The following is a 19776-nucleotide window of genomic DNA, read 5'->3' as shown; positions in this document are numbered from 1 at the left end:
GCCCGCAGCGATCGCCACCGGGGGCCGATATGCGTCCACGCCGACGAGCGGCCGGCCACAGCCGTGCCGCGCGATCTCGTCGGATAGGTCAACGTAACTGCCGTGTTGTGCCGTGACAACTCATGCCGTACCGTGCGCAGTACTCCGCGCAGTGATGCGCAGTACGCAGTAGGAGACCACGGGAGCCACGCAGTGACCGCAACCGACGTCCAGGCCCTCACCACAGCCGACCTGCTCGACCTGCCTCCGACCATCGACGTCGAGACCGCAGCTCGGGCCTTCGGTATCGGCCGCACCCTCGCGTACCAGCTCGTCCGCAAGGGGCAGTTCCCCTGCCAGGTGATCCCGGCGGGCCGCGCCTACCGCGTCGTGACCGCCGACCTCCGCCGCGTGCTCCAGGTCACCGCGCCCGCAGACGACGCCGCCTGAGCCGAGCACACGACGGCCCCGGCGCCCACGCAGCAGCGGGCGGCCGGGGCCAGTGCCGTCCCACCGTCAGGCGGCGGACCAGGCCCGGACGAGCAACGTGCCAATGTGCCCAGGCGTCGGTGCGTCGACCACGTCGGCCTCCACCGACGTAAATCCAGCCCGACGCAGGTGACGCTCCCACACGGCGGGCTTGTAGCTGTATCGGTAGGTGAACATCGCCTTGCCCGCGAACCCGCCCTTGTACATGCCCTGCGGGCCGTACGCGCCGGGGATGGCCGGCGGCTGGGAGAAGACGAACACCCCGCCGGGATTCAGACGCGCCGCCACCAGGGGAAACAGCCGGGACGGATCGGTGAACCAGGCCGCGCCGAAGATGGAGTACACCGCGTCATAGGTGGTCTGGCAGTCGGCGAGCCACTCCAGTACCTCACCGCAGTCGAAGGTGGCGCCGGTGTCCGCCCAGCGCTCGCTGCACTTCTTCACCATGACCGGGGACAGGTCGACGCCGTGAGCCTCAACACCGCTGCGGGCGAGGAAGGCGAGGGCGCGGCCGGTGCCGCAACCGATCTCCAGCACGCTGCGCGGGTTGCCGAGCAGCTCGGGGCCGGGGCCGTGCCCGGCGTACTGGGTCCAGCAGAAGCTGGGTTCCGCATCGTCCTTGAAGGCGGACTCCGCGAAGGTGTCCCACAGTTCGGTCTCTGCCTCGATGTCGTGGGGTACGGGCACAGCGAGTTCCTCTGGTTCGAGTGGGCGGGGCCCCCGCCCTCCGGGCGGTAGCGAGGACGGGGGCGACTGTAGCGGGGTCAGTGGCTGTCGGGGACCTTGTCGTCACACGGCGAGCAGTCCGTGCCGTCGATGGCCCACAGCTCCTCGTCGATCGGCCAGCCCTGGGACCGCAGGAACTCCCCGGTGCGCAGGCACAGCCCGTCGCGTCGGCGCTCGATGAACGGGGCGTGGTGCTTGAACCGGCCGCCGTTGTACAGGCGGCAGATGCCCCACCAGACGGGCGTGTCGAGGATGAGCTGGTGCACGCCGATGTCGACGAGCTTGCCGACGCCGAGGTGGACGTCCGGGTTCTCGATGGAACCCATGACGTACATGACGGCGTTGCCGAGGATCCGTTCGGCCATGTCCCGGACCATCGTGTGGTCGCGCAGCAGCAGCGCGATCTCACGGTCCCAGAGGGACATCCCGGAGTCGAACACGTTCACGGTCAGCTCGGTGATGTGCGGTGCGACCGCGTTGAGCAGTTCCTTCGGGTCCCGCGTCGTCGTGCTCGCGGGCTGTTCCAGCGTGACGGTCATGACCTTCCCTTCGTCGGGTTCGTCGGTGCCGTGCTTGGTGGTGCGACCCGCCCCGGGGCTCGACTGTCCAGGTCCCGGTTCCGGGGCGGGGGTCTCTGAGGGGTCTTCTGGGAGAGGGAGCGACTGGCCCATGTCGGCTACCGTGCTAACCAGCAAGTGACGGGAGGCGATGCGGGGATGGCGGAGCAGGGCGAACCGTTCGCGCGGGACGGCCGGCCGGTGTGTGGCGTATGCCCGTCCCTACGCCTGCCCGGCGGCCGGTTCGACGTCGTCGAGCGCCCCTCACGAGACTGCCCTTTCGACCCCGCTACCGGCCACCGGTTCACCTCCGCCGGCGTCCCCGTATGCGTGCATCCCGAGCGCGTCGGGCTGCCCGCCGCTCCGTACGCGACGAACGGCCTGCCGCTGCCCTGGGAGACCCCGCCGCCGGTCCAGGCCGGCGAGGTCCCCGCCTGGGTACGCGCAGCGCTGGACGCGGCCCCGCCCGAAGCCTGCGACGACGTGATCCGTCAGGCGACGGACATCCTGCTCGCCGCAGACCCGGAGACCGACATCACGGCCGTTCTGCGCGCCGCGCTCGGCTAGGCCGCGGCCGGGGCGAAGGTGATGCCGTGCTCGCGCCCGGACCGGCCCATGCCGATGCTCTGGTACAGCCCGGCCAGCACGTCGCGGCGCCTGACGACTTCCTCGTGGTCGAGCCAGTACCGGGCCGGCGGCTCGCCCCACGCCGCGCGGTAGCAGTCGTGGGTGTACCCGCCCGCGCGGTAGTCGGTGTGCTCCTGGTCGGTCTGGTGGATGATGCTGACCCCGGAGCGGGCGGCGATCCGCGCGAGAAGCTGCGACTGGGCCAGCATCGCGTGCGTCATCTCGTCGACCGGGACGGCGATCGGGATTTCAGCCGCCTGGTCGTCGCCGGTGGCGCCCCAGACGGCGGCCTTGAGCGCCAGGGCCCGCAGGCCCTCCTCGAACAGCGGCGCCGAGTCCGCCTCCAGGTTCCACCGCTCGACGACGGGGAAACCCGTGAAACACTGCCAATCCTCCGAGTACTCCAGGCTGGCGGCCCGGAACGCCGGGAACTCGCGGTCGCTCTTGATGGTGTCCAGGATCTCCCGCGCGGCGCCGGCGACGGCGTCCACGGCGGGCATCTCGAACTGGGTCATTGCACTTCCCTTCATCGGTTGGGTGGTGCATGGTGCCTGCCCGACAGCCGGGGCTCAGTGGCATCCCGGCCGCCGGGCAGGGGTCTATGTGGCGGGGAGAGGCTCGTTCATTTGCCGCAGTCCTCACCCTCGTCCTCATCGGGGTCGTTGTCCTCTTCCGTCGGCGCACAGAGGCACCGCCAGCACCGGCCGGCGCCGTCGAGTTCAACGAACTGGTCGAACAGCCGGTGGAAGGCGCACACCGGCCGGTCGGTCGCCTGCGCCTGCCCGGCGTCGTCCCGCCCGGTCTCGCCCGGCTCACTGCTCACGGCCGTCCACCTCCTCCGCGTACTCGGCGATCGCCTCGTCGCTGTAGCCGTAGAACTTGCCGCGCACACGGTCATCGGGGGTGTTGGGCACTGGGTCGCCCCACTCGACGGCATGGCAGACGTCCGGGTCCGTCGACCAGCGCACTCGGACGTCCGGGAAGCGCGGCAGCGCGCGGAGCTGGTCGCACAGATGCCAGATGACCTCCGCGTCGTTGGCGCTCACATAGCCGCCGCGGCGCCGTCCGCAGCGCGGCACTACCAGGTATCCGGTGCCGTCGACCACGATCACCACCGCGTAGTCGAGCAGGGTCGGGTCAGCGAGCCGCTCCCGGTACCAGGACAGCTCCCATTCATCTCGCCGGTCCGGCTCCCGCACTTCCACGCGCAGGGTGGGGCGATGCTTCACGAGCCCTCCCCCGAGTGCACGACGAGCCGCCTCACATCGGCCGGCCTGGAGCCGTCGAGGACGTTGCGGTTCAGACGCTGGAGGAGACGGCCCGCCTGCGCCGGGGACAGGTACAGGGTCAGGCTCTCCCCTTCGTGGGCGCACCCCGGCTCGTAGACGTCGTCGACCAGGGAGCCCACGACGCCCGTGAGGAGGTACCGGAACCGCTCGGCGAGACGTCGCAGACCACGGGACCGCCCCAGCTCCAAGCCCTTAGCGATATGGGGAGCGCCGAACCGCTCCGCGAGAACCACCACCGCGCTCAGGTCGTCACCGCCGAGCCGCACGTCGATGACGTCCCGGCTCGCGTCCGTCACGCTGTCCACGCCGAGTTCGCCCAGTACGCGCCTGAGCCCGGCGGCGATCTTGTGCGCGCTGATCTGCGGCTCCAGCACCGTCATGAACTGGTATACCGCGGGCGCCTCATGGAGGTGGAGGACGACGATGCCCCCTTCATCCCACGTGGCGTCGCCCTGCACACCGGCCGTTCGCATCCACTCCTGGGCGGCCTCAGCTGTCGTCGGACACCACGGCACCCGGATGGTCAGGACGGACACCAGCAGGGAGTGACCGTCGACTGCGACGTCCGCTGCGAAATCCGCCTCCTCCAGGGCGCGCCTGAGGATCGGCTGCAAGGGAGCGGCCGGCCGCAGCGGGACCGGCGGCACAGCATCGGTGGGCGCGTTCACGAAGTTCTCTCCTGAGTAGCAAAACGAAGGGGGGGTGTGCCCGTGTCCGGGATCGGACCGGAGAGGCAGCCGACGCGGGCCGTAGGTATTCGCGACTCGGCTTCGCCGCACGGGCCCTCTGCCGGTCATTGGCTCGTCTCCCCCCACGTGAGGATCGCCCAACCTGAGAGCGACACCGGCAGAGCCGACGGCCCCGGCCCATCCACCTCGGGGGTTTAGCGGACGGGCCGGGCCGCCGTCCCGCACGGGGCAGGTCGCCGCCAAGCCCCGTGCGGGGGTCTTCATGCCCCGGCCGCGATACGCAGCCGGCTGAGCCAGTAGGCGCGGGCCTGGGCCATGAGCCGGGCCAGGCACGACGCGCACGACATGAACGGCGCGGTGTACCCGTCCCATTGGACCGGCCCCAGCCAGAGCACCCGGACGCCGGTCCGCCCGCAGCCGAGCCAGCAGTCCCCGATGACCCACGACCGTTCCACGGTCAGGTCCCCGCCCCGGCGGCGAGCCAGCCCGCAGCATCGGCCGAGCCGTTCTCGGCGTCCCCGCCGGCCGGCCGCTCCCCGCGGACCCGCCGACGTCCGAGGACGATCAGCTCGCTCAGCGCCCGCGCGACGACCGCGAGTTCGTGCAGCCGCAATTGCCCGTCCGTCAACGACGCGTCCGGGTGCAGCACCCTGTCAACGTGCCGCAGCACGAGGAGGGCCGTCTCACGGTCCTCGCCGCCCAGTTCCGGAACGAGCGCGGATACCTGCGGGCTGAGCGCCCGTACGTGCTCGTCGAGCTCCGCCAGCAGCTCCCGCGCCTCGTCGGCGCCGAAGGGCCTCATGTCCCACAGCACGCGGTGACACGCCGCCTTCACAGCCTGCTCGCTGCCCGGTTCGGCCTTCTCAGTGCCCACTTACGGCCTCCCGCGTGGTGAGCCGGTGCCGCCCGTGGGCGACAAACTGCGAGACGGCTTCCGGGTCGCACAGGTCCGCAGGGCCGTGCATCGGCACAGACCAGTAGCTGAAGTGGCCGGGGTGCGGCTCGTCCAGTCCGGGCCGGGGTACGCCGACGTAGCTGTCGCGCCCTCGGATCTCTGCATGCGGCGCGTGCCTCCGCTCGCGCCACTCGGCCCGGTTCGCGGTGCTCGCCGGAACCAGTGCGTAGTACCGGCCACTGTGCGTGTCGACGAAGACGGGGCCGCCGAACAGCGCGGCCGTCAGGACGTCGCGTACCTTCTCGGGCTCGTTAGAGCCGGCCGCCGCTTCGACCAGCTCGGCGGACATGCGCACCGTGGAGAAGAGGGCGCCGCAGCGCAGCAGAGCAATACCGTTCTCGTCCCAGTCGATACGCGAGGTGTCGGCGCTGGCGGCCGACAGCAGCAGCCACGAGCGGACGGCCGCCTCGCGCTCCAGCCGGGTGACGACCCGCGGTTCGGGCCGCTCGGCCAGCTCGTGCATCTCGCGCTTGATGAGGGCCCCGGCGTCTTCCGTCTTGCCGGGGAACATCTCGTCGACCTCGGTCACTTCACGACCTCCGGCCGGCGAACCGCGCTCTCGATGGACGCCGTCAGCGCGGGGCGGAGCTGCTCGAAGAACGTCTCGCCCTCCGTCCGCGACAGCACGAGGTCGACGTCCCTTATGCGCTCGTCGACGCTGAACAGCGTCAGCGGGATCCGGACCTCGCCGGTCTGGGCGTCGCTGTACGGCGCGGCGTCGCGCCGGGGGGACGCGTGCCAGGGGGCAGAGGGCGTGTCCACGATTGACCTCCGGTGACATACGGACGGTGCGAGGTCCGTCACCGTAGGGCGTCTACTGATCGGTAACGGGGCCGCACTGGGCCCCGGTCACAGTTTGGCCCCCTTCGTTTCAGACACCGTCAGTGACCGCTACTCCCCCGGCGCGTGACCAGCCAGCACGCGCCCCCTGCATCAGTCCTCAGCAGGTCGCCGACTTCCGCATATGCCAACGGCCGCCCCGTGGCCGCCTCCGCCCCGCCCTGCGACAGACCGGAACAATGGCGGAATGCGACTGCACGAAACGGCCGTCGGTGTGCTCTATCCGGCGTCAGCGACGACACCGACCTGCGCGGCGAGCTTCGCCGCCTGCGGCCTCAGCGCACGTGGCGCCTTCCGCCACAGGTCCGCCGCCACGGACCGGGCCGCCGGGGTGAACCGAACCGTCTCCGCGCCAGTCTCGTAGGCGAGTTGCATCACCATCAACGCCGCCGTCCGGTCACCGCGCTGGAGGTGGCCCCGCGCGACCTCAACCCACAGCCGGGCCCGCCGCTCGGTCGACGGCATTACATCGGGGTCGATCTCGTCGGCGAGCCCGAGGGCCTTCTGCGCCTTCTTCAGGTCGGTGTGCACGCTGACCTGGTGGAAGTCGACGTTGGCCCGGCCGAAGACCGTCGACGGGTGCACGTACGACACCGGCAGCGACTTCGCCACCTGGTGGCCCCTCTCCCAGCAGCGCCACGCGTCACCCTCGGCGCCCTCACGGGCGTGCGTCACCGCCGCGTGCAACTGAAGCGCGCCGTAGATGCCACGCCAGTCGTCGGGCGCCGACTCCAGATGCGGGCGGATCAGGTCGCTCGCTTCCACCACGACACGCAGCGCTTCCTCGGGGTACGAGGTCTCACGCAAGATGTTGCCCATGTTCCACGCCGAGGCGGCGATCGCGGCCGGGTCGTCGGCGTCCTGCGCTGCCGTCAGCGCCCGGTCGGCGACGACCCACGCGAGTTCAGCCGGCGCAATGTACGCCGTTGCCTGCCCGGTCAGCCGGTAAACGTCCGACAGGGCGACGAGCGCCGCGCGCCGCTGCTCGCCGTCGAGCACTCGCACGGTCGTCTCCGCGTCCCGGATCAGCCCAGGCAGCAGCGCCCCGACTTCAGTCCTGTTGTGCTCGCTGGAGTGCCACAGTTGCCAGGACTGATCCACGCGGCCCTGAAGCTGCGCCGGGTCCGGCGGCGTCGACGGCGTCCGGAAGACGAGCGGTCGGGTCATGACCGCATCCCAGATGCCCGGTAGTGCGGGATGGTTGAGCCGCCCGGTCGGGACCGTCGCCGCGACGTCGGTCGCGTTGCCGGTGATGACGGACAGGTCCGAAACGGCAAGCGCCGTCGCCAGCTTCAGCAACAGGGTGTGCGAGTTGAGTTCGCGCTCGCCTGTTTCGATCTTCTTGAGCCAGTCAGAGCCGCGGTTGCACATGCCGGCGAGGACGGCGCGGGACATGCCGCGCGATTCCCTCAGTGCCCGGATGCGCTCGCCCATGCTCAGTTCTTCGGGGAATTCCACGCTGCGCCCCTCACGTCCACGATGAGCCTTCGTGGCCAATGTACGGGCGCGGCGGCCGGGACGGCAGGCCGTCCGGAACGCTCAGGCGTTGTAACTCTTCTGCCGCACGCCGGGCCCCCACTGCGCGGCGACGGAGGCGAAGCAGTCCCGGCACAACGGGTTGCCGCCGCTGCCGTAGCGCTTGCACTTCGCCTGGCAACGCGAGCACGAGCCCGCTTCGGCCTCGGTCCAGATAGGCGCCGGGTAGCCGCTCAGCTCGATCTCTGGTGACGTCGTCGCCATCGGGGTGTCCTGTTCCACTCGCTCGCGGCTGAATCGGCCGCGTCGAACAAGAATAGGACAGCCCCGCCAGAACCGGATGTCGGTGGCCGCCTCTACCGTGCGGCCATGCCCACCACGTCCCGGCCCTGTGGCCCGCTGCGCGCTGCTCTCGAAGACGTCAACGCCCGTATCCGCCAGCTCATGGGCCAGCCGGCGGGCAAGGACCGGACGCAGGCGTACCACGAGCTGCTCGCCGAGTGGGCCGACCTCACGGCCGACGATGTCGAGCCCGCCGCGTGAAGCATGCCGCCCCCGCCCGGTAGCCGGGCGGGGGCGCAAAGTCCATCCAGAGCAACGCAGCCAGATGCACTTCTCGTACAGGACGCCACCACGCTACTCAGGGGGTCTGACATCGGCCGGTCAGCGGCCGGGGTGGGCCTGCTCGAAGTGGCTGGCGATCATCTGCTCGACGCGCGCCCGGAACGCTGCCGCGCGGGCGTTCGCCTGCTCGGTGAGGGCCTGGGAGATCCGGGCCGGGTCGACCGGCACGGCGAGGGGCTGCGCGGGGGCGTCGAGGTGCGACCGTTCGTCGTGGTACCAGCCGCAGCCGAGCGGGCACCAGAACCGGAGCGTGCCGGCGAGTGGGTGCCCCAGCGGGTACGGGTAGTCGGGCGCCGGGATCGTCGTCGGCTCGGGCGGCGGTGCCGAGGCGGCGGCCTCGCGCGCGGCGAGCAGCTCGGCGAGGGCCTCGCGCGGCGACGGCTTGGGCAGCCGGGCGAGCCACTCGTCGAGGTCGGATGCGTCGTCCATGCCGTCAGCATGGCAGAGCCCCGCCCCCTGGAGCGGGTGAGGGGGCGGGGCTCGGTCTCGGGACGGTCAGCGCATGAACAGGGCGGCGACGCCGGTCGCGACGCCGGCGAGTCCGGTCAGGGCGCCGAGCGCCGGCAGCGGCCACCGCCCGGACTCCAGCGAGGACAGCCGGGCGTCGTTGCGCTGCTGCCGCGGTGTCTCGCCTAGCTCCAGCGCACGGATACGGGCTTCGTGGTCGGACACGTCGCCCTTGATTTCCCGGCTCTCGGCGAGAATCCCGTCCAGCTTGCCGTCCATGCGGGAGACCAGGCGCGACACGTGCTGCACCTCCTGGTACATCTGCGGCAGCGAGATGTAGACGCCGGGATCGGGCGGTGGCTGTGTGGTCATGACCGGCTCTGGCGCACCAGCTCGGCGACGTCGTCGGTCGGCTTGTACCGGGGCGGCTGGGCCCAGCCGAGCAGCGCGCCGGCCGCGCCCTTGACCCAGGCGGGCCCGCCGAACTTCTCGACGGTCCGCTCGACGAGCCGGAACACCACGTAGTAGACGCCGGCCACCGCGAGCGTCACAGCCGCCTGGGCGGTGTTGCTGTCGAGGCTGAAGCCCAGATGGGTGAGGGCCACGATGATCCACCCGGCGACGAGCGGGACGACGGTACGCAGAAGCGAGATCAGCAGCACAGCTACTCCTTCCACACGAGCAGGGTTCCGACCGCGCTCGTGACTTTGACGGGCTTCGCGCCCTGGTTCAGCAGCCGGAAGCGGATGGTCCGGCCGGCCGCGATGCGCTTGGTGACTGGTACGACCGCGAACGTGTCGCCGTCGGTCCCGATCAGCTCGTCGATCGGGTGGTCCTGGACGTGCGTCTCCCCGGAGAACTCGCTCATGCGTGCCTGCACGACCTCGCCCTTGGCGAGGCCGGTGACGGTGAGGCTGAGCGTGCCGGTGAACCGGGCGCCGCCCCGGACGACGACGGCCCCGTTCGGCGTGTGGTCGCCGGTCTCGTCGGTCCACTCCTGCGTGAACTCGATCGAGTCCCAGACACCCGGCGCGAGCTGGTACGCCTTCGTGATGCCGAGGTTCACGTACTCGGGCATGTCATCCCCTCCTGTCTGCGGCGTCTGGCCGGTGACGCGCGCGATGATCCCGGGCAGCACGACTTCCTTGAACTGCGTCGCGCGGGCGTCGCCAGGGCACGAGTGGCCGTCCGGGTTCCACTCCCGGAACATGCGGTGATAGCCGAACCCCGGGTCGTCCGCCGAGCGGCACAGCCGCAGCGGGATGCCGTGCTCCTGGTGCACCCAGACACCGAGCCGGATCAGCGTCTCGACCTGCTCGGCCGTCCACGGGTCCGACGCCTCCAGGTTGGACGCGGACTCCAGCGAGATCGCGCCCGTGCCGTCCGGGCGCCGGTTGGCCGCCGCATTCGCATCGGCGCGGGTCTGCGTGCCGATGAACTGCCCCAGGCTGCCGTCGTAGCCCAGCCCGAAGTGCGACTCCAGGTTGGTCGAGTCGCGCCAGTACTCGTACGTACGCTCGGGCGTCCATGGCGCGACGATGCTGTGCGCGATGAACTGCGTGGGCCGGATCGCCGGCTGCGCGTCGCTCTCGGGCTGAAGCTCCAGCTTCTTCGCGAACGGGCACCAGGACATCAGTGACCCCCGTCCGGCTCGTGGTCCGCCGGCCGGTAGCCCGTCAGCCGCTGCACGACAGACGCCGGCAGGCCCAGCTGCGCCAGCGCGTCGTGCGCGGCCTTCGCCTCGGCCTGCTCCGCCGCCTGCGCGGCGGCCCTCTCCTGATCACGCGCGGCCTTGGCAGCCGCCTGCGCGGCCTCGTACGAGGCACGGTCGAGCGGCGTTGCGCCCTCTGGGGCCTCCAGGTGGACGCCGTCGCTCGCCTCCGCCTGCACGAGGCTGCCACCCGCGGTGCGGTAGTAGATCGTGGGCACGCCGACTCCTTAGAGGATGATCCCGAAGGCCCTGATGAGGGACTGGACCTTGTTGTACTGAGCGCCGCCGAAGCCGGTGCCGGCCTGCACATACAGGTGCTGGGTGAAGGTCTGACCAGGGCCGACCGTGAGGTGGAAGACCTTCGTCAGCTGCGCGTGCACGTCGAACTGCGTCGAACTGCCTGTGTTCGACAAGCGGCCCTGCTCGTCGCCGACGATGCCCCACGCAGCTCCGGAGCCCGGCGGCAGGTCGAAATCGATGTCCAGCTCCGTCTCGCAGATCACGAACATGTCCCGGCAGCTGTCGGGGTTCGTGAACGTCAGCGAGTGGTCCGCGATCTGCGTCGGATACACCGCCGGCACGGGGGTGTTCGGGTTGTTATCGGTCGTCGACTGCTGCTGGAAGAAGGTTCGGCCACGCGGCTCGGACCGCAGCACGCCCGTCGAGTCGCAGAACACCCGGCCCGCGTTCGCGTCCAGGTCACACGGGAAGTCCCACGTGCCCGTCCGCGCGCGCACGGGGCTGCTCGCCGAGCCGTCGCCGGTGAGACCGCAGCCCGTCGACACCGTGGCCGCGCCGGTCGGCACGAACAGACCGCCGCTCGGGTCCAGGACGAGGTTGTTACCCGCGTCCGGTGACAGATGCGCGCCGACGACGCCCGTGTTCGGGTCGTACGTCGCGCCTGGCCCCGCGGAGATGCAGGGCCGCACATCAGCACAGTCGACCTGCGCGTTGACGACGTACGGGTTCGCGGTGCTGCCGCCGCCCGTGACTGTCGTGTTCTCGCCGGCGACGATGACGCAGTTGCAGCCGCCGCCACCGCACTGACACCTGGCCAAGATGCTTCCCCTCTCGGGTGATCCTGGCCCGGCCCACAACCAGCGGCTCGCAGAAGTCTAGCCCGCACACCTGTACGAGCAGGTGCCCGCGAGGGCTACCCGTACAGCTCGACGATGACGATGCCGCCGCCGCCGTCCGCGCCGCTCTCGGCGGCGCCGTAGGAGACCGGGCCGCCCGCGCCACCACCCCAGCCACGCGACGTTGTTCCAGGGCCTTCGGTGGACCTGGCCAGCCCGCCGAAGCCAAGCCGGCTGTCTCCGCCGGCCCCTCCCAGCCCCTGTGTGGCGCTCAGCCGGATCGCTCCGCCGCCCGCGCCTCCACCCGACGCGATCACATTCCCCGTGTTCGCGACCGTCCCGGTCACGCCGGACACAGCGTCGAGGCTTGTCGCCGAGTTCTGGAATGCGGTACCGCCGTCTCCGCCGTTGGCTATGGCGAAGCCGCCGAAGGAGCTGCTGCCGCCGGCGCTGCCGGCCGCGTTGCCTGTCCCTGCCACACCGCCCGCGCCAACAACGATCGTCTCCGTCGCGCCGAGCGCTGACGCCTCGATCAGCGATTCAGCGTATCCGCCGGCTGCTCCACCCGGCCTGACGATGCACTGGCCGCTGGCTGCGTTCGCCCCGGCTGAGCCACCGCCCGCGCCCTGCACGATGACCCGGACACGCGAGAGCCACGGATAGTTCTCCTTCTTGAACGTGAACGTCCCCGGCGTCTTGAAGGTGAGGATCTGCCGCAGGCCCATCGACCCGGGCACCATGGTCAGCTCACCGTCGTCGTTGATCTCGAAGTAGTTTCCGTCTGCGCAGGCTCTCGACACGGAACGCCCCACATGTCCGATTCCGTAGTCTGGCCCTCAACCAACGACTTCCGGCTCCAGCGTAGCGAGCTACCAGGACGGCGAGGCCCGAGGAGAGACGCTGAGGACAGGCACCACCGGAGCGTCGAGCCGACCCACCCCACCGGGGGTGCCGCCCGCCCCGGCCGGCCCAGCCGCCCCACCCGCATCAGCACGACCCCATCGGCGAGACCGGATCGCGTCTTACCCGCTGACGGGCATGCGTGCCACCCTTGTGACCACCGAAGGAGAAGTCACGCGAAAGGTCCAAAAAGCCACAGATGACAGGGCGGTTCGACGCTACGTCGACTGCATGGGAGGGGAGAGCCGTGAGGACAGTCCGGCGCACTCTGGCCAGTGTCGCAATCGGGATCGGATTGCTGATGGGGGCGTTGGCTGCGCCCGCCGCAGCCACGTCACCCGCGCAGCTAGACTGCTATGTGGCGGGTGACTACAACCAGTTCGTGGCGAACACGCCGTGGCACGTCGAGCCCTACGGCAGTAGCCGGGTCGCCGCCCGCGGCGGCGGAGCTTTCTACATCATCCAGTACTGCCAGAACGATTACGGCAACTGGTGGTTCCAGAGGGATGACTACCTGTGGGCGTACGAGAAGTACGTCGGCGTGTGACCTCAGCCTGATAGCGGGCAGTCCGGCGTCATCACCTGGACCCGACGCTAGGTGAGGGTGCCGGCCGCCATCACGTGGACCTTCACGCCAGCCCCGGCCGGTACTGCGGTCTGCCCGCCGACCAGGACGCCGGTCGACTGCCACACCCGCACGCTGGCCTGAGTGGCTGTCACGGCTTCCAGGGTGACGAACAGGCCGCGCGGGTCGCTCGGGTCGGGGTCGACAGCGGTCGCGGTGACGACGGGCGGCTGCGTGAACGGGCGCGCGTACACCCAGGTTGCTCGCCCGTCAGCCGCGGTGCTGACCACGGTGGCGGCTGGCGGCTCGCCCCTCGGGCCGGCCGGACCCTGTACGCCCGGCGGTCCGGGCGGTCCGGGTGGGCCCGGCTCGCCCTGGTCTCCCTGCCGGCCGCGCGGCCCCGGTTGCCGCGCCGCCCGTTGCGCCTCCCGCAGGACGCCCGCCATCGGGTTGTCCGGGATCAGTCTCGCCGCCGGCCGGTACGCCATCAGTCCTCCGCACTCACGGGTCCGAACTGGACCTTCACCTGCTCGCCCCCGCCGTCCGCCGACACTGCCACACCGGTGATCTTCATCCGCTGCGAGATGTTCCGGCACGTCGCGGTCGTCGTGACGTCCACACACCAGCCCGGCACCAGGCGGGCGATGTCGACCCCGGCGTCCGGGGACAGGGTGACCTCCTGCGAGTCCAGGTAGACCGGTACCGGCAGCGACGCGTTCAGCCGCGACCGGGCCGCCGCGTCGGCACTCGCCTGGTCTGTGATGCTCGTGTCCTGCACGCTGCGCTCGATCAGCCCGTAGTACGGGTGCGTGCCGCCCGCGACGCCCACGACGCCCGACTCGTCGCTGCCGTACACGATCCACCGCGTCGCCAGCGCCGTACCGTCCTCCGCGACACTCAGCCCGTCCGGCAGGTCCGCGTCGGTGAGCCGGCCGACGCTGGCACTCCAGTCATCCGGCATCAGCAGCAGCGTCTCCCCGAAGGCCGTGAAGTCCAGGCCCGAGTCCGCCAGGTCCCGCAAGTGGTCCCCGCTCTGCCCGATGGCGGCCCGGTACGCGCGGGAACCGAGGACGCCGGACTCCTGAAGCACCTTCACGCTGTGCCCCGGATCGTCCGGGAACATGGCGTCCTCGATCACCCACTCGGCGATCTCCGTCAGGTCCGTGTTCGTAAACGCCCGGGTCTCGTGCGGGGTGCGCCGGTTGAGGACCGACACGATGTCGGCCGCCGCGATCTGCACCGTGCCGACACCCCACGTCGGCTGGATGATCTGCCCGCCCCACACGTAGACGTCGTTCCGGTAGATGTGGAGCCAGTGCCTCATCGCACGCATGTCGCCCAAGGGGCCGCAGCAGTCCCAATCCGGTTCGATCGTCACTCGCGCCGTGGAGGCGTCGTTCAGCAGCCGGTTCCACTCCAGCTTCGTGATGGTCTGCGCCTGGGCCAGCAGCGCGCCCCCGCGGTCGGAGATGTACGCGGTGTACTCGGCCGCGCACCCGAGGCCGGCCATCACAGGGCCCTTCCGGACACAGCGAGCGACAGCCGGGTGTCGGCCGCCGGCGGCTCGAAGCTGTCCGTCTCCAGCAGCAGGCAGTACTCGGCGCAGTCCAGGACCGGCCACGACGGCGGGGCCCCGTCCCGGCCGAACACCGTCGTCGCCGGGGCGCACTCACCGCCGCAGTAGACCGCCGCCCGGCCCGTCTGCCCATCGAGGAGGAGTTCTGACCCGGCCGCGAGGTAGGACACCGTCCACTGGGCGTACGGCTCACACCGCTTCTTCTCGGCGACCTCCTCACACGTCAGGCCCTCGTCCGCGCTCGTCCTCTGGAACAGCGAGATCGTCAGCCGCCGCAGATCGGTGCTGCCCGCGTACACCGATATCTGGGCGACGTCGTCCATCCAGCCCGGCCGGCCGGACAGGTCGATCTCGTACACCGCCTCGTTGACGGCGAGCGCGTTGCAGAAGCACGTCACCGGAGCCGACGGCACCGGCGGGGCCGCGGAGGCACACGACGGGTCCGCGCAGCTGTCCTCCGCGTCCACGCACGCCGCGAGACGGCACCCCGTGCAGGCCGCCCCGCCCGGCGGATGAACACACCACTGGATGCACTCGCCGTCGGTGTCGGTCGGCAACCCAACGTCGAGAAGCTCCACCGGGTCCGTGTACGCGAACGGGCTCGCCGCCGTCATCGTCCACTCCACCTGAATGATGTCGGCTCCCATGGAGCAGGTGCCGCCCGCGCACGAGCCGTCCCCGTTCCGGCCGGTCACCTTCGGTCCGGACGTCAACGCCACCCGCCGGAAGGTCCGCCGGTGCGCCGCGTTGAACTCCTCCCGGGTCATCTCCTCCCCCGGACAGCACGCGTACATCTCCACGCAGTCCCCGCCGCACTGCGAGCCCGTGCAGCCCTGCAACGCTGCCTTCAGGAACTGCAACCCGTACTCCACGCCGCAGCACGTGGAGCCGAGGAGGATCGCCGTGAACGTCATCTGCCTCGGCTGCACCCGGGCCGGACCGATCGATCCGCCGCCGGTCACCGCGGTGCTCACCGACCGCTCCACGGGGTAGTCGTCGATGCCGTCGATGCTGAGCAGCAACACGCCGGCGAACTCGACGCTCTCCGGGGCGTCCGGGTCGTACCACTCGGCCGGGGTCAGCGGATCGTCAGGCGTGGTGTACGGCAGCCCGTCCGGGTCGAGGACCTCCGAAGTGAGCGTCTCGCAACCGCAGATGTCCGCGCCGCTCGTCAGCGGCGAGCCGACCGTCCGCAGATACTGGCGCAGCCGGGCGTGGTTGACCACCTCCACGCCGCCCACCGTCACGTAATCGACCAGCAACGTCGGCACCTCTCTCAGGTCAGGTTCGCCAGCGCGATGCGCCGTAGGACCACGCGGGCTGTCTGCTCGGGGTCGTCGGCCGCCTGCACGGTGATGTTGTTCGTGATCTGCGCCCCGATCGGGCTGCGCACCGCGCCCAGGCCGCTCGCGGCGCGCTGCCCCGGCACCGGGAGGACGAGACCGGCCGCGGTGAGGTCGCCGAGCGACGGCTGCACCACCGGCCCGGCAACCACACTCGCCAGGCCGGCCAGCGGCTGACTGACCGCGTCGCTGAGACGCCGGGCCGAGACCTTCGCCGAGTTCGCCAGGTCGCCCAGCCGGCCAAGCAGACCACGCTGCAAACCGGCGCCAGTGAGGTCACCGATCTTCATGAACACCCGCGACGGCGACTTGATCCCGAGAGCCTTCCGGATGCTCTTCTGCATGGACAGCGCGATCTTCAGCATCAGATCGTCGATGTCTTTCTGCTGCGCCTTCAACCCGGCCAAGAAGCCCGCGCTGGCCTGCTTCCCCGCGTCGAACAGGTCGTCGGCCGCGCTCTTGCCGAGGCCGTTCGTCGCGTCGACGAGCTTCTTCTGAAGCGAGTTGATCTGCTTCAAACTGGCCGTGGACTGGGTCGACAGGAACGAGGCGAGCTGCGCGCCCTGCTGCGGGCCGAGCGCGATGATCTGCTGCAACAGATCCTTCCGCAGGCCGCGCTTGGACAGGTCGTTGACCTGCTTGGTGAAGTTCTTCACCTGGGTGATCGCCTGGTCCAGGCCCTCGGTGATGGCGAACTTGCTGATGCCGCCCTGGGTGAGGTTCTGGAGGCTGAAGCCCTGCAACGCCGACGCGGCGGTGTCGGCCGCGAACTTCTTGGCGTCGGCGATTCGTTTCGCAATGGCGTCGCGCTGGTCCGCCAGCTTGGTCAGCTGCTTGTTGCCGTCCGACACCAGCCTCAACAGCTGGTCGTCCAGCTTCGTCTTCTTGCCCCTGAACGCGTTCCGGATGTCCTGCGCGATCTTGTCGGTGGTCTGCTTGATCTCCGCGGCCGACCCGGTCAGACCGATCACGAAGCCCTTGCCGGTGTCGCGGCCGATCTCGATGAACACCTTCGACGGCGAGCCGATCTTCAGTGCACTTTTCGCGGCGCTGATCGCCGAACCGACCACGTCCTTCGCAGCGGAGGCGACCGCCCCGGCCATCGCCCTGACACCGCTGATCAGACCGGCGACCAGGTCCCGGCCGACACCGACCAGCGCTCCCGAGGCACCCGCCAGGGCGCCCCGAACCCTGGACGGCAACCCGGCGAAGTACGACACGACCCCCGCGACGGCCAAGGTCGCGGAGGACAGCATGGACGAGCCGGCCGACCGCAGCACCGCCGCCGCCCGGCCCGGCAGCGACGAGATCGCCGACGCCGCGCGGCCTGGCAACTGCGAGAAGAACGAGACGACGCTCGCGATGCCCGAGCTGGTCGCCGACCGGGCCGAGGCCCACGCCGACAGCAGCAGCGAGGCGAGCCGGCCCCCGAGCGAGGCGAGCGCGTTGACCGCCATGCCGGGGAACTGCGTGAAGAGGGCGATCGCCAGGCCGATCCCAGTACCGATGGCGGTACCGACGGCCTGAAGTGACTGGTGGAACAAGGACGACAACAGGCCGGGCAACGCTTGCAGCGCCGCCATGATCATCGACGGCAGGTTCTGGAAGAACGTGACGACCACCAGGAACGCCGAGGAGATCAGCGAACCGAGCTGTGACAGCCCGGACATGATCATCGACGGCAGGTTCGTGATGAACGTGACGACGGCCGTGATCGTGGTGATCAGGCCGGTCAGCACTGAGACCACGCCCTGCACCAGGGGCACGACGCCCTGGAGAACGAGCCAGCCGGCGAACGCCGCCGCCACCTGGACCAGCGGCGTCACGATCTGGAGCAGCATCCCGGCCAGCGGGGCGACCGCGGCGACGAGGTCGGCGACAGGCTGCACGAGCGGCAGCACGGCCTCGACGATCGCCATGAACGCATCGACCAGGCTCGGCAGGATCGGCAGCAGGGCGGCCGTGATCTGCTGGATCAGCGGGACGAACGCCGCGACGATCTGCCCCACGGCCTGCGCGAGCGGCGGCAGGAGCGGCGCGAGCTGCGCGAACACATCAGCGACGGCCTGGCCGATCCCCACGGCGAGCGGCGTCAGGGCCTGCACGAGCTGCACGAAAGCGTCCGCAAGCGGCGGCAGCACCGGCATCAGCTGCGCGACCACTTCCTCAATGATCGGCTCGAACGCCTGCGCCAGCGCGGACAGCACCGGTGCGAGCGCTGTCGCGAGTACGGACACGATCTGCCCGACGAGCGGCAGCAGCGGCGCCAGCGCCTCGATGACCTGGCCGATGGCCTCGCCGAGCGGGCCGAGGCTGGGACCGATCACCTCGAACGCGCCGGCCAGCCCCGTCGCGATGGCCTGAAGGCTCGGCGCTATCCCCGCCAGAGCGGGCCCCAGCGCGTCGATCAGGCCCGTCAGCGCCGGCCCCAGGGTCTGGAAGACCGGTGCCAGGGCGGGCGCGATCTGGCCGATCTGCGTCACCAGCGCGGCCAGGATCGGCCCCAGCTGCTGCGCGATCGACGCGATGGTGCCGAAGAGGTTCTGGACCGCTGACTGCCCGGACGCGGTCTTCAGGAACTGGGCGATCTGCCCGGTGATCGTCTGGATGTTCGCCAGGAGCCCGCCGCCGACGTCGCCGGCCGCCTTGAAGACGCTGGACAAGATCGAGCCGACGTTCTGGGCGATCCCACCGAGCTGCCGGAAGACGGTGAGCGCGCCCTGGATCCACTTCAGGCCGTCGCCCGCCCGGGTGGCGTTCTCCAGGAACGAGGCGACCTTGTTGACCACCCCGTCCAGGACGCCGCCCAGCCCCCGAAAGGCGGGCAGCGTCGACGACGTGAACCGCGCGATGGCCGTGAGTAGCCGGTCGACGCTGTCGGACTTGATCCCCGCTATCTCGGTCCTCAGTCCGGCGAAGACGCCCTTGACGAGGTTGACCGCAGACGACGACTTCGCGAACCCGGCCACCGACGACGCCAGCCGCCCGAACTCGCTGGCCACACCGGTCATGCCGGCCTTCAGCGGCCCTCCGAGAGCCTTCGCCGCCGCCTCGATGTCCCCGCGCAGCGGCTTGAAGAACGCGCCCTGCACGCTCGACTTCAGCGAGTCGAACGCGGGCTTGAGTGCACGGACTTCCTTCGCTGCCGCCTGCGCCGCCGGGGACAGTCCTTCCAGGGACTTCTCGAACTCGTCCGCGTCGCCGGTCAGCGCCGCCGTGAACGCGTCCCCTACACCGGCCAGGGCGAGCTTCAGCGTGCCGAGAGCCGCCTGCACGCCGAGGAACGCGGCCGGGGCCGCCGCGACGATCCCGACCGCGGGGGCGAGCGCACCGGCCAGCGCCGCCACACCTTGCGCGGCGCCCGCCGCCGCAATACCGATCGCACCGAACCGGAGGACGCCCGCCAGGGTCCGGCCGACACCGCCCGCGATCCCGGCCAGCCCCGCCAGCGAGCGCGTGAACCGGTTCGTATCGACGTCCGCGGGCACCCGGACGCTGGGCGCGTTGTGCCGGCGTATCCGGTCGTCGAAGTCGTCCAGGTCGGGGACGACGCGGATGGAGACCTCTTCGCCGGCGAGAGCGGCCCGCAGCCGCTCCATGAAGAAGGTGACGTCCGGCGTCACCGGGATGTTCAGCGACTCGATCCCGGACAACCCGGCAAGGAGCCGTGCATCGAACCGGGACAGGTCCGGCTCCACCCGGATCTGCACCGAGACGTTGCGCAGGCTGTTCTGAAGGTTCCGCTGGATCTGCCGCGCGATACCGTTCGTCGCCCGGTTCAGCGCCGCCTGGATCCGCCGCCCGAGCTGCTGCGCATCAGCGACGACCCCGGTGTCATCGAGGTCGATCGTGATATGCGCTGACCCGAAGTCCTCGTCTTCGCCGGCCACCAGGCAACCCGCTTCCG

Annotated in this window: 27 protein-coding genes; 4 read left to right on the top strand and 23 right to left on the bottom strand. The window is 70.6% G+C overall.

Going from position 1 to position 19776, the window contains the following annotated elements; genetic code table 11:
• The first annotated feature begins 192 nt into the window (after window positions 1–192).
• On the top strand, window positions 193–429 hold the full coding sequence (locus AQJ11_RS03380; protein WP_059261789.1) for a helix-turn-helix transcriptional regulator: 237 nt from the start codon (window positions 193–195) through the stop codon (window positions 427–429).
• Window positions 430–495: 66 nt separating this feature from the next.
• On the opposite strand, the gene AQJ11_RS03375 is transcribed toward AQJ11_RS03380, so the two are convergent.
• Together AQJ11_RS03375 and AQJ11_RS03370 are read right to left on the bottom strand one after the other, a co-directional pair.
• Complete coding sequence (locus AQJ11_RS03375) at window positions 496–1155, bottom strand: class I SAM-dependent methyltransferase (RefSeq protein ID WP_059261788.1); 660 nt, start codon at window positions 1153–1155, stop codon at window positions 496–498.
• A 77-nt stretch (window positions 1156–1232) separates the two neighbouring features.
• On the bottom strand, window positions 1233–1733 hold the full coding sequence (locus tag AQJ11_RS03370) for a glycine-rich domain-containing protein (RefSeq protein WP_059261787.1): 501 nt from the start codon (window positions 1731–1733) through the stop codon (window positions 1233–1235).
• Window positions 1734–2081: 348 nt separating this feature from the next.
• On the opposite strand from AQJ11_RS03370, the gene AQJ11_RS50710 reads away from it, so the two are divergent.
• Complete coding sequence (locus AQJ11_RS50710; RefSeq protein ID WP_244218080.1) at window positions 2082–2318, top strand: hypothetical protein; 237 nt, start codon at window positions 2082–2084, stop codon at window positions 2316–2318.
• Here the strand turns inward: AQJ11_RS50710 and AQJ11_RS50705 are convergent.
• The 10 genes from AQJ11_RS50705 to AQJ11_RS03315 all read right to left on the bottom strand — a co-directional run bounded on the left by AQJ11_RS50705 (window position 2315) and on the right by AQJ11_RS03315 (window position 7891).
• Window positions 2315–2893, bottom strand: a complete 579-nt coding sequence (locus AQJ11_RS50705; protein WP_059261785.1) for a hypothetical protein — start codon at window positions 2891–2893, stop codon at window positions 2315–2317. The genes AQJ11_RS50710 and AQJ11_RS50705 overlap by 4 nt on opposite strands.
• Window positions 2894–3000: 107 nt before the next feature.
• Window positions 3001–3201, bottom strand: coding sequence for a hypothetical protein (locus AQJ11_RS03355; protein ID WP_059261784.1), 201 nt, complete (start codon window positions 3199–3201; stop codon window positions 3001–3003).
• On the bottom strand, window positions 3191–3607 hold the full coding sequence (locus tag AQJ11_RS03350) for a DUF6302 family protein (protein WP_059261783.1): 417 nt from the start codon (window positions 3605–3607) through the stop codon (window positions 3191–3193). Before AQJ11_RS03350 ends, AQJ11_RS03355 begins: the two co-directional genes overlap by 11 nt.
• Window positions 3604–4335, bottom strand: a complete 732-nt coding sequence (locus tag AQJ11_RS03345; RefSeq protein WP_159061640.1) for a hypothetical protein — start codon at window positions 4333–4335, stop codon at window positions 3604–3606. The genes AQJ11_RS03350 and AQJ11_RS03345 overlap by 4 nt, the downstream gene beginning before the upstream one ends.
• A 281-nt stretch (window positions 4336–4616) precedes the next feature.
• Window positions 4617–4811: a hypothetical protein gene (locus AQJ11_RS03340; RefSeq protein WP_059261781.1), complete on the bottom strand. Its 195-nt coding sequence runs from the start codon at window positions 4809–4811 to the stop codon at window positions 4617–4619.
• Between the two features lie 2 nt (window positions 4812–4813).
• Window positions 4814–5230 carry a hypothetical protein gene (locus AQJ11_RS03335; RefSeq protein ID WP_059261780.1) on the bottom strand — a complete coding sequence of 139 codons (417 nt, stop codon included), beginning with the start codon at window positions 5228–5230 and terminating at the stop codon, window positions 4814–4816.
• Window positions 5220–5840, bottom strand: a complete 621-nt coding sequence (locus AQJ11_RS03330) for a hypothetical protein (RefSeq protein ID WP_059261779.1) — start codon at window positions 5838–5840, stop codon at window positions 5220–5222. The genes AQJ11_RS03335 and AQJ11_RS03330 overlap by 11 nt, the downstream gene beginning before the upstream one ends.
• Window positions 5837–6073 (bottom strand): hypothetical protein, encoded by a 237-nt coding sequence (locus AQJ11_RS03325; RefSeq protein WP_059261778.1) that lies wholly within the window; start codon window positions 6071–6073, stop codon window positions 5837–5839. Before AQJ11_RS03325 ends, AQJ11_RS03330 begins: the two co-directional genes overlap by 4 nt.
• A gap of 297 nt (window positions 6074–6370) precedes the next feature.
• Window positions 6371–7609 (bottom strand): helix-turn-helix domain-containing protein, encoded by a 1239-nt coding sequence (locus tag AQJ11_RS03320; protein ID WP_244218079.1) that lies wholly within the window; start codon window positions 7607–7609, stop codon window positions 6371–6373.
• Window positions 7610–7690: 81 nt separating this feature from the next.
• On the bottom strand, window positions 7691–7891 hold the full coding sequence (locus AQJ11_RS03315; RefSeq protein ID WP_059261776.1) for a hypothetical protein: 201 nt from the start codon (window positions 7889–7891) through the stop codon (window positions 7691–7693).
• Between the two features lie 105 nt (window positions 7892–7996).
• Between AQJ11_RS03315 and AQJ11_RS49105 the strand changes: the two genes are divergently transcribed.
• The gene (locus tag AQJ11_RS49105) at window positions 7997–8170 is read left to right on the top strand and encodes a hypothetical protein (protein ID WP_159061639.1); all 174 of its coding nucleotides are present in this window, start codon (window positions 7997–7999) and stop codon (window positions 8168–8170) included.
• A gap of 120 nt (window positions 8171–8290) precedes the next feature.
• Here AQJ11_RS49105 and AQJ11_RS03310 read toward each other — a convergent pair whose 3' ends face one another.
• The 7 genes from AQJ11_RS03310 to AQJ11_RS03280 form a co-directional block, all read right to left on the bottom strand.
• Entirely contained in the window at window positions 8291–8680 is a 390-nt protein-coding gene (locus AQJ11_RS03310) for a hypothetical protein (RefSeq protein ID WP_059261775.1), read from the bottom strand.
• Between the two features lie 66 nt (window positions 8681–8746).
• Complete coding sequence (locus tag AQJ11_RS03305; RefSeq protein WP_059261774.1) at window positions 8747–9070, bottom strand: hypothetical protein; 324 nt, start codon at window positions 9068–9070, stop codon at window positions 8747–8749.
• The gene (locus AQJ11_RS03300) at window positions 9067–9375 is read right to left on the bottom strand and encodes a hypothetical protein (RefSeq protein WP_244218078.1); all 309 of its coding nucleotides are present in this window, start codon (window positions 9373–9375) and stop codon (window positions 9067–9069) included. Before AQJ11_RS03300 ends, AQJ11_RS03305 begins: the two co-directional genes overlap by 4 nt.
• Window positions 9363–10331: an N-acetylmuramoyl-L-alanine amidase gene (locus tag AQJ11_RS50700; protein ID WP_059261772.1), complete on the bottom strand. Its 969-nt coding sequence runs from the start codon at window positions 10329–10331 to the stop codon at window positions 9363–9365. Before AQJ11_RS50700 ends, AQJ11_RS03300 begins: the two co-directional genes overlap by 13 nt.
• Complete coding sequence (locus tag AQJ11_RS03290) at window positions 10331–10627, bottom strand: hypothetical protein (protein WP_059261771.1); 297 nt, start codon at window positions 10625–10627, stop codon at window positions 10331–10333. The genes AQJ11_RS50700 and AQJ11_RS03290 overlap by 1 nt, the downstream gene beginning before the upstream one ends.
• A 9-nt stretch (window positions 10628–10636) precedes the next feature.
• Window positions 10637–11467 (bottom strand): hypothetical protein, encoded by an 831-nt coding sequence (locus AQJ11_RS03285; protein ID WP_059261770.1) that lies wholly within the window; start codon window positions 11465–11467, stop codon window positions 10637–10639.
• A 95-nt stretch (window positions 11468–11562) separates the two neighbouring features.
• On the bottom strand, window positions 11563–12297 hold the full coding sequence (locus AQJ11_RS03280; RefSeq protein WP_244218077.1) for a glycine-rich domain-containing protein: 735 nt from the start codon (window positions 12295–12297) through the stop codon (window positions 11563–11565).
• A 335-nt stretch (window positions 12298–12632) separates the two neighbouring features.
• Between AQJ11_RS03280 and AQJ11_RS03275 the strand changes: the two genes are divergently transcribed.
• On the top strand, window positions 12633–12932 hold the full coding sequence (locus AQJ11_RS03275; protein ID WP_159061638.1) for a hypothetical protein: 300 nt from the start codon (window positions 12633–12635) through the stop codon (window positions 12930–12932).
• Window positions 12933–12979: 47 nt separating this feature from the next.
• Here AQJ11_RS03275 and AQJ11_RS52085 read toward each other — a convergent pair whose 3' ends face one another.
• From AQJ11_RS52085 to AQJ11_RS03255, 4 genes are read right to left on the bottom strand one after another with little or no spacing between them, the layout of a single operon-like run.
• Window positions 12980–13438, bottom strand: coding sequence for a hypothetical protein (locus AQJ11_RS52085; protein WP_059261768.1), 459 nt, complete (start codon window positions 13436–13438; stop codon window positions 12980–12982).
• Window positions 13438–14460 (bottom strand): hypothetical protein, encoded by a 1023-nt coding sequence (locus AQJ11_RS03265; RefSeq protein ID WP_059261767.1) that lies wholly within the window; start codon window positions 14458–14460, stop codon window positions 13438–13440. The genes AQJ11_RS52085 and AQJ11_RS03265 overlap by 1 nt, the downstream gene beginning before the upstream one ends.
• Window positions 14460–15797 (bottom strand): hypothetical protein, encoded by a 1338-nt coding sequence (locus tag AQJ11_RS03260; protein WP_341846271.1) that lies wholly within the window; start codon window positions 15795–15797, stop codon window positions 14460–14462. Before AQJ11_RS03260 ends, AQJ11_RS03265 begins: the two co-directional genes overlap by 1 nt.
• Window positions 15798–15802: 5 nt before the next feature.
• Window positions 15803–19759: a phage tail protein gene (locus AQJ11_RS03255; protein ID WP_059261766.1), complete on the bottom strand. Its 3957-nt coding sequence runs from the start codon at window positions 19757–19759 to the stop codon at window positions 15803–15805.
• Between the last annotated feature and the right edge of the window lie 17 nt (window positions 19760–19776).

The organism is Streptomyces corchorusii, from assembly GCF_001514055.1.
In the GTDB taxonomy this organism is placed as follows: Bacteria; Actinomycetota; Actinomycetes; order Streptomycetales; family Streptomycetaceae; genus Streptomyces; species Streptomyces olivaceoviridis.
Note: the sequence above shows the minus strand (reverse complement) of the source record. Positions and strands in the feature narration are given on the sequence as shown.

What these genes read in the sequence shown, in the direction of transcription:
- AQJ11_RS03305 (WP_059261774.1), bottom strand. Translation starts at nt 9,070, where the DNA reads ATGACCACACAGCCACCGCCCGATCCCGGCGTCTACATCTCGCTGCCG.
- AQJ11_RS03370 (WP_059261787.1), bottom strand. Translation starts at nt 1,733, where the DNA reads ATGACCGTCACGCTGGAACAGCCCGCGAGCACGACGACGCGGGACCCG.
- AQJ11_RS50705 (WP_059261785.1), bottom strand. Translation starts at nt 2,893, where the DNA reads ATGACCCAGTTCGAGATGCCCGCCGTGGACGCCGTCGCCGGCGCCGCG.
- AQJ11_RS03265 (WP_059261767.1), bottom strand. Translation starts at nt 14,460, where the DNA reads ATGGCCGGCCTCGGGTGCGCGGCCGAGTACACCGCGTACATCTCCGAC.
- AQJ11_RS03315 (WP_059261776.1), bottom strand. Translation starts at nt 7,891, where the DNA reads ATGGCGACGACGTCACCAGAGATCGAGCTGAGCGGCTACCCGGCGCCT.
- AQJ11_RS03310 (WP_059261775.1), bottom strand. Translation starts at nt 8,680, where the DNA reads ATGGACGACGCATCCGACCTCGACGAGTGGCTCGCCCGGCTGCCCAAG.
- AQJ11_RS50700 (WP_059261772.1), bottom strand. Translation starts at nt 10,331, where the DNA reads ATGTCCTGGTGCCCGTTCGCGAAGAAGCTGGAGCTTCAGCCCGAGAGC.
- AQJ11_RS52085 (WP_059261768.1), bottom strand. Translation starts at nt 13,438, where the DNA reads ATGGCGTACCGGCCGGCGGCGAGACTGATCCCGGACAACCCGATGGCG.
- AQJ11_RS49105 (WP_159061639.1), top strand. Translation starts at nt 7,997, where the DNA reads ATGCCCACCACGTCCCGGCCCTGTGGCCCGCTGCGCGCTGCTCTCGAA.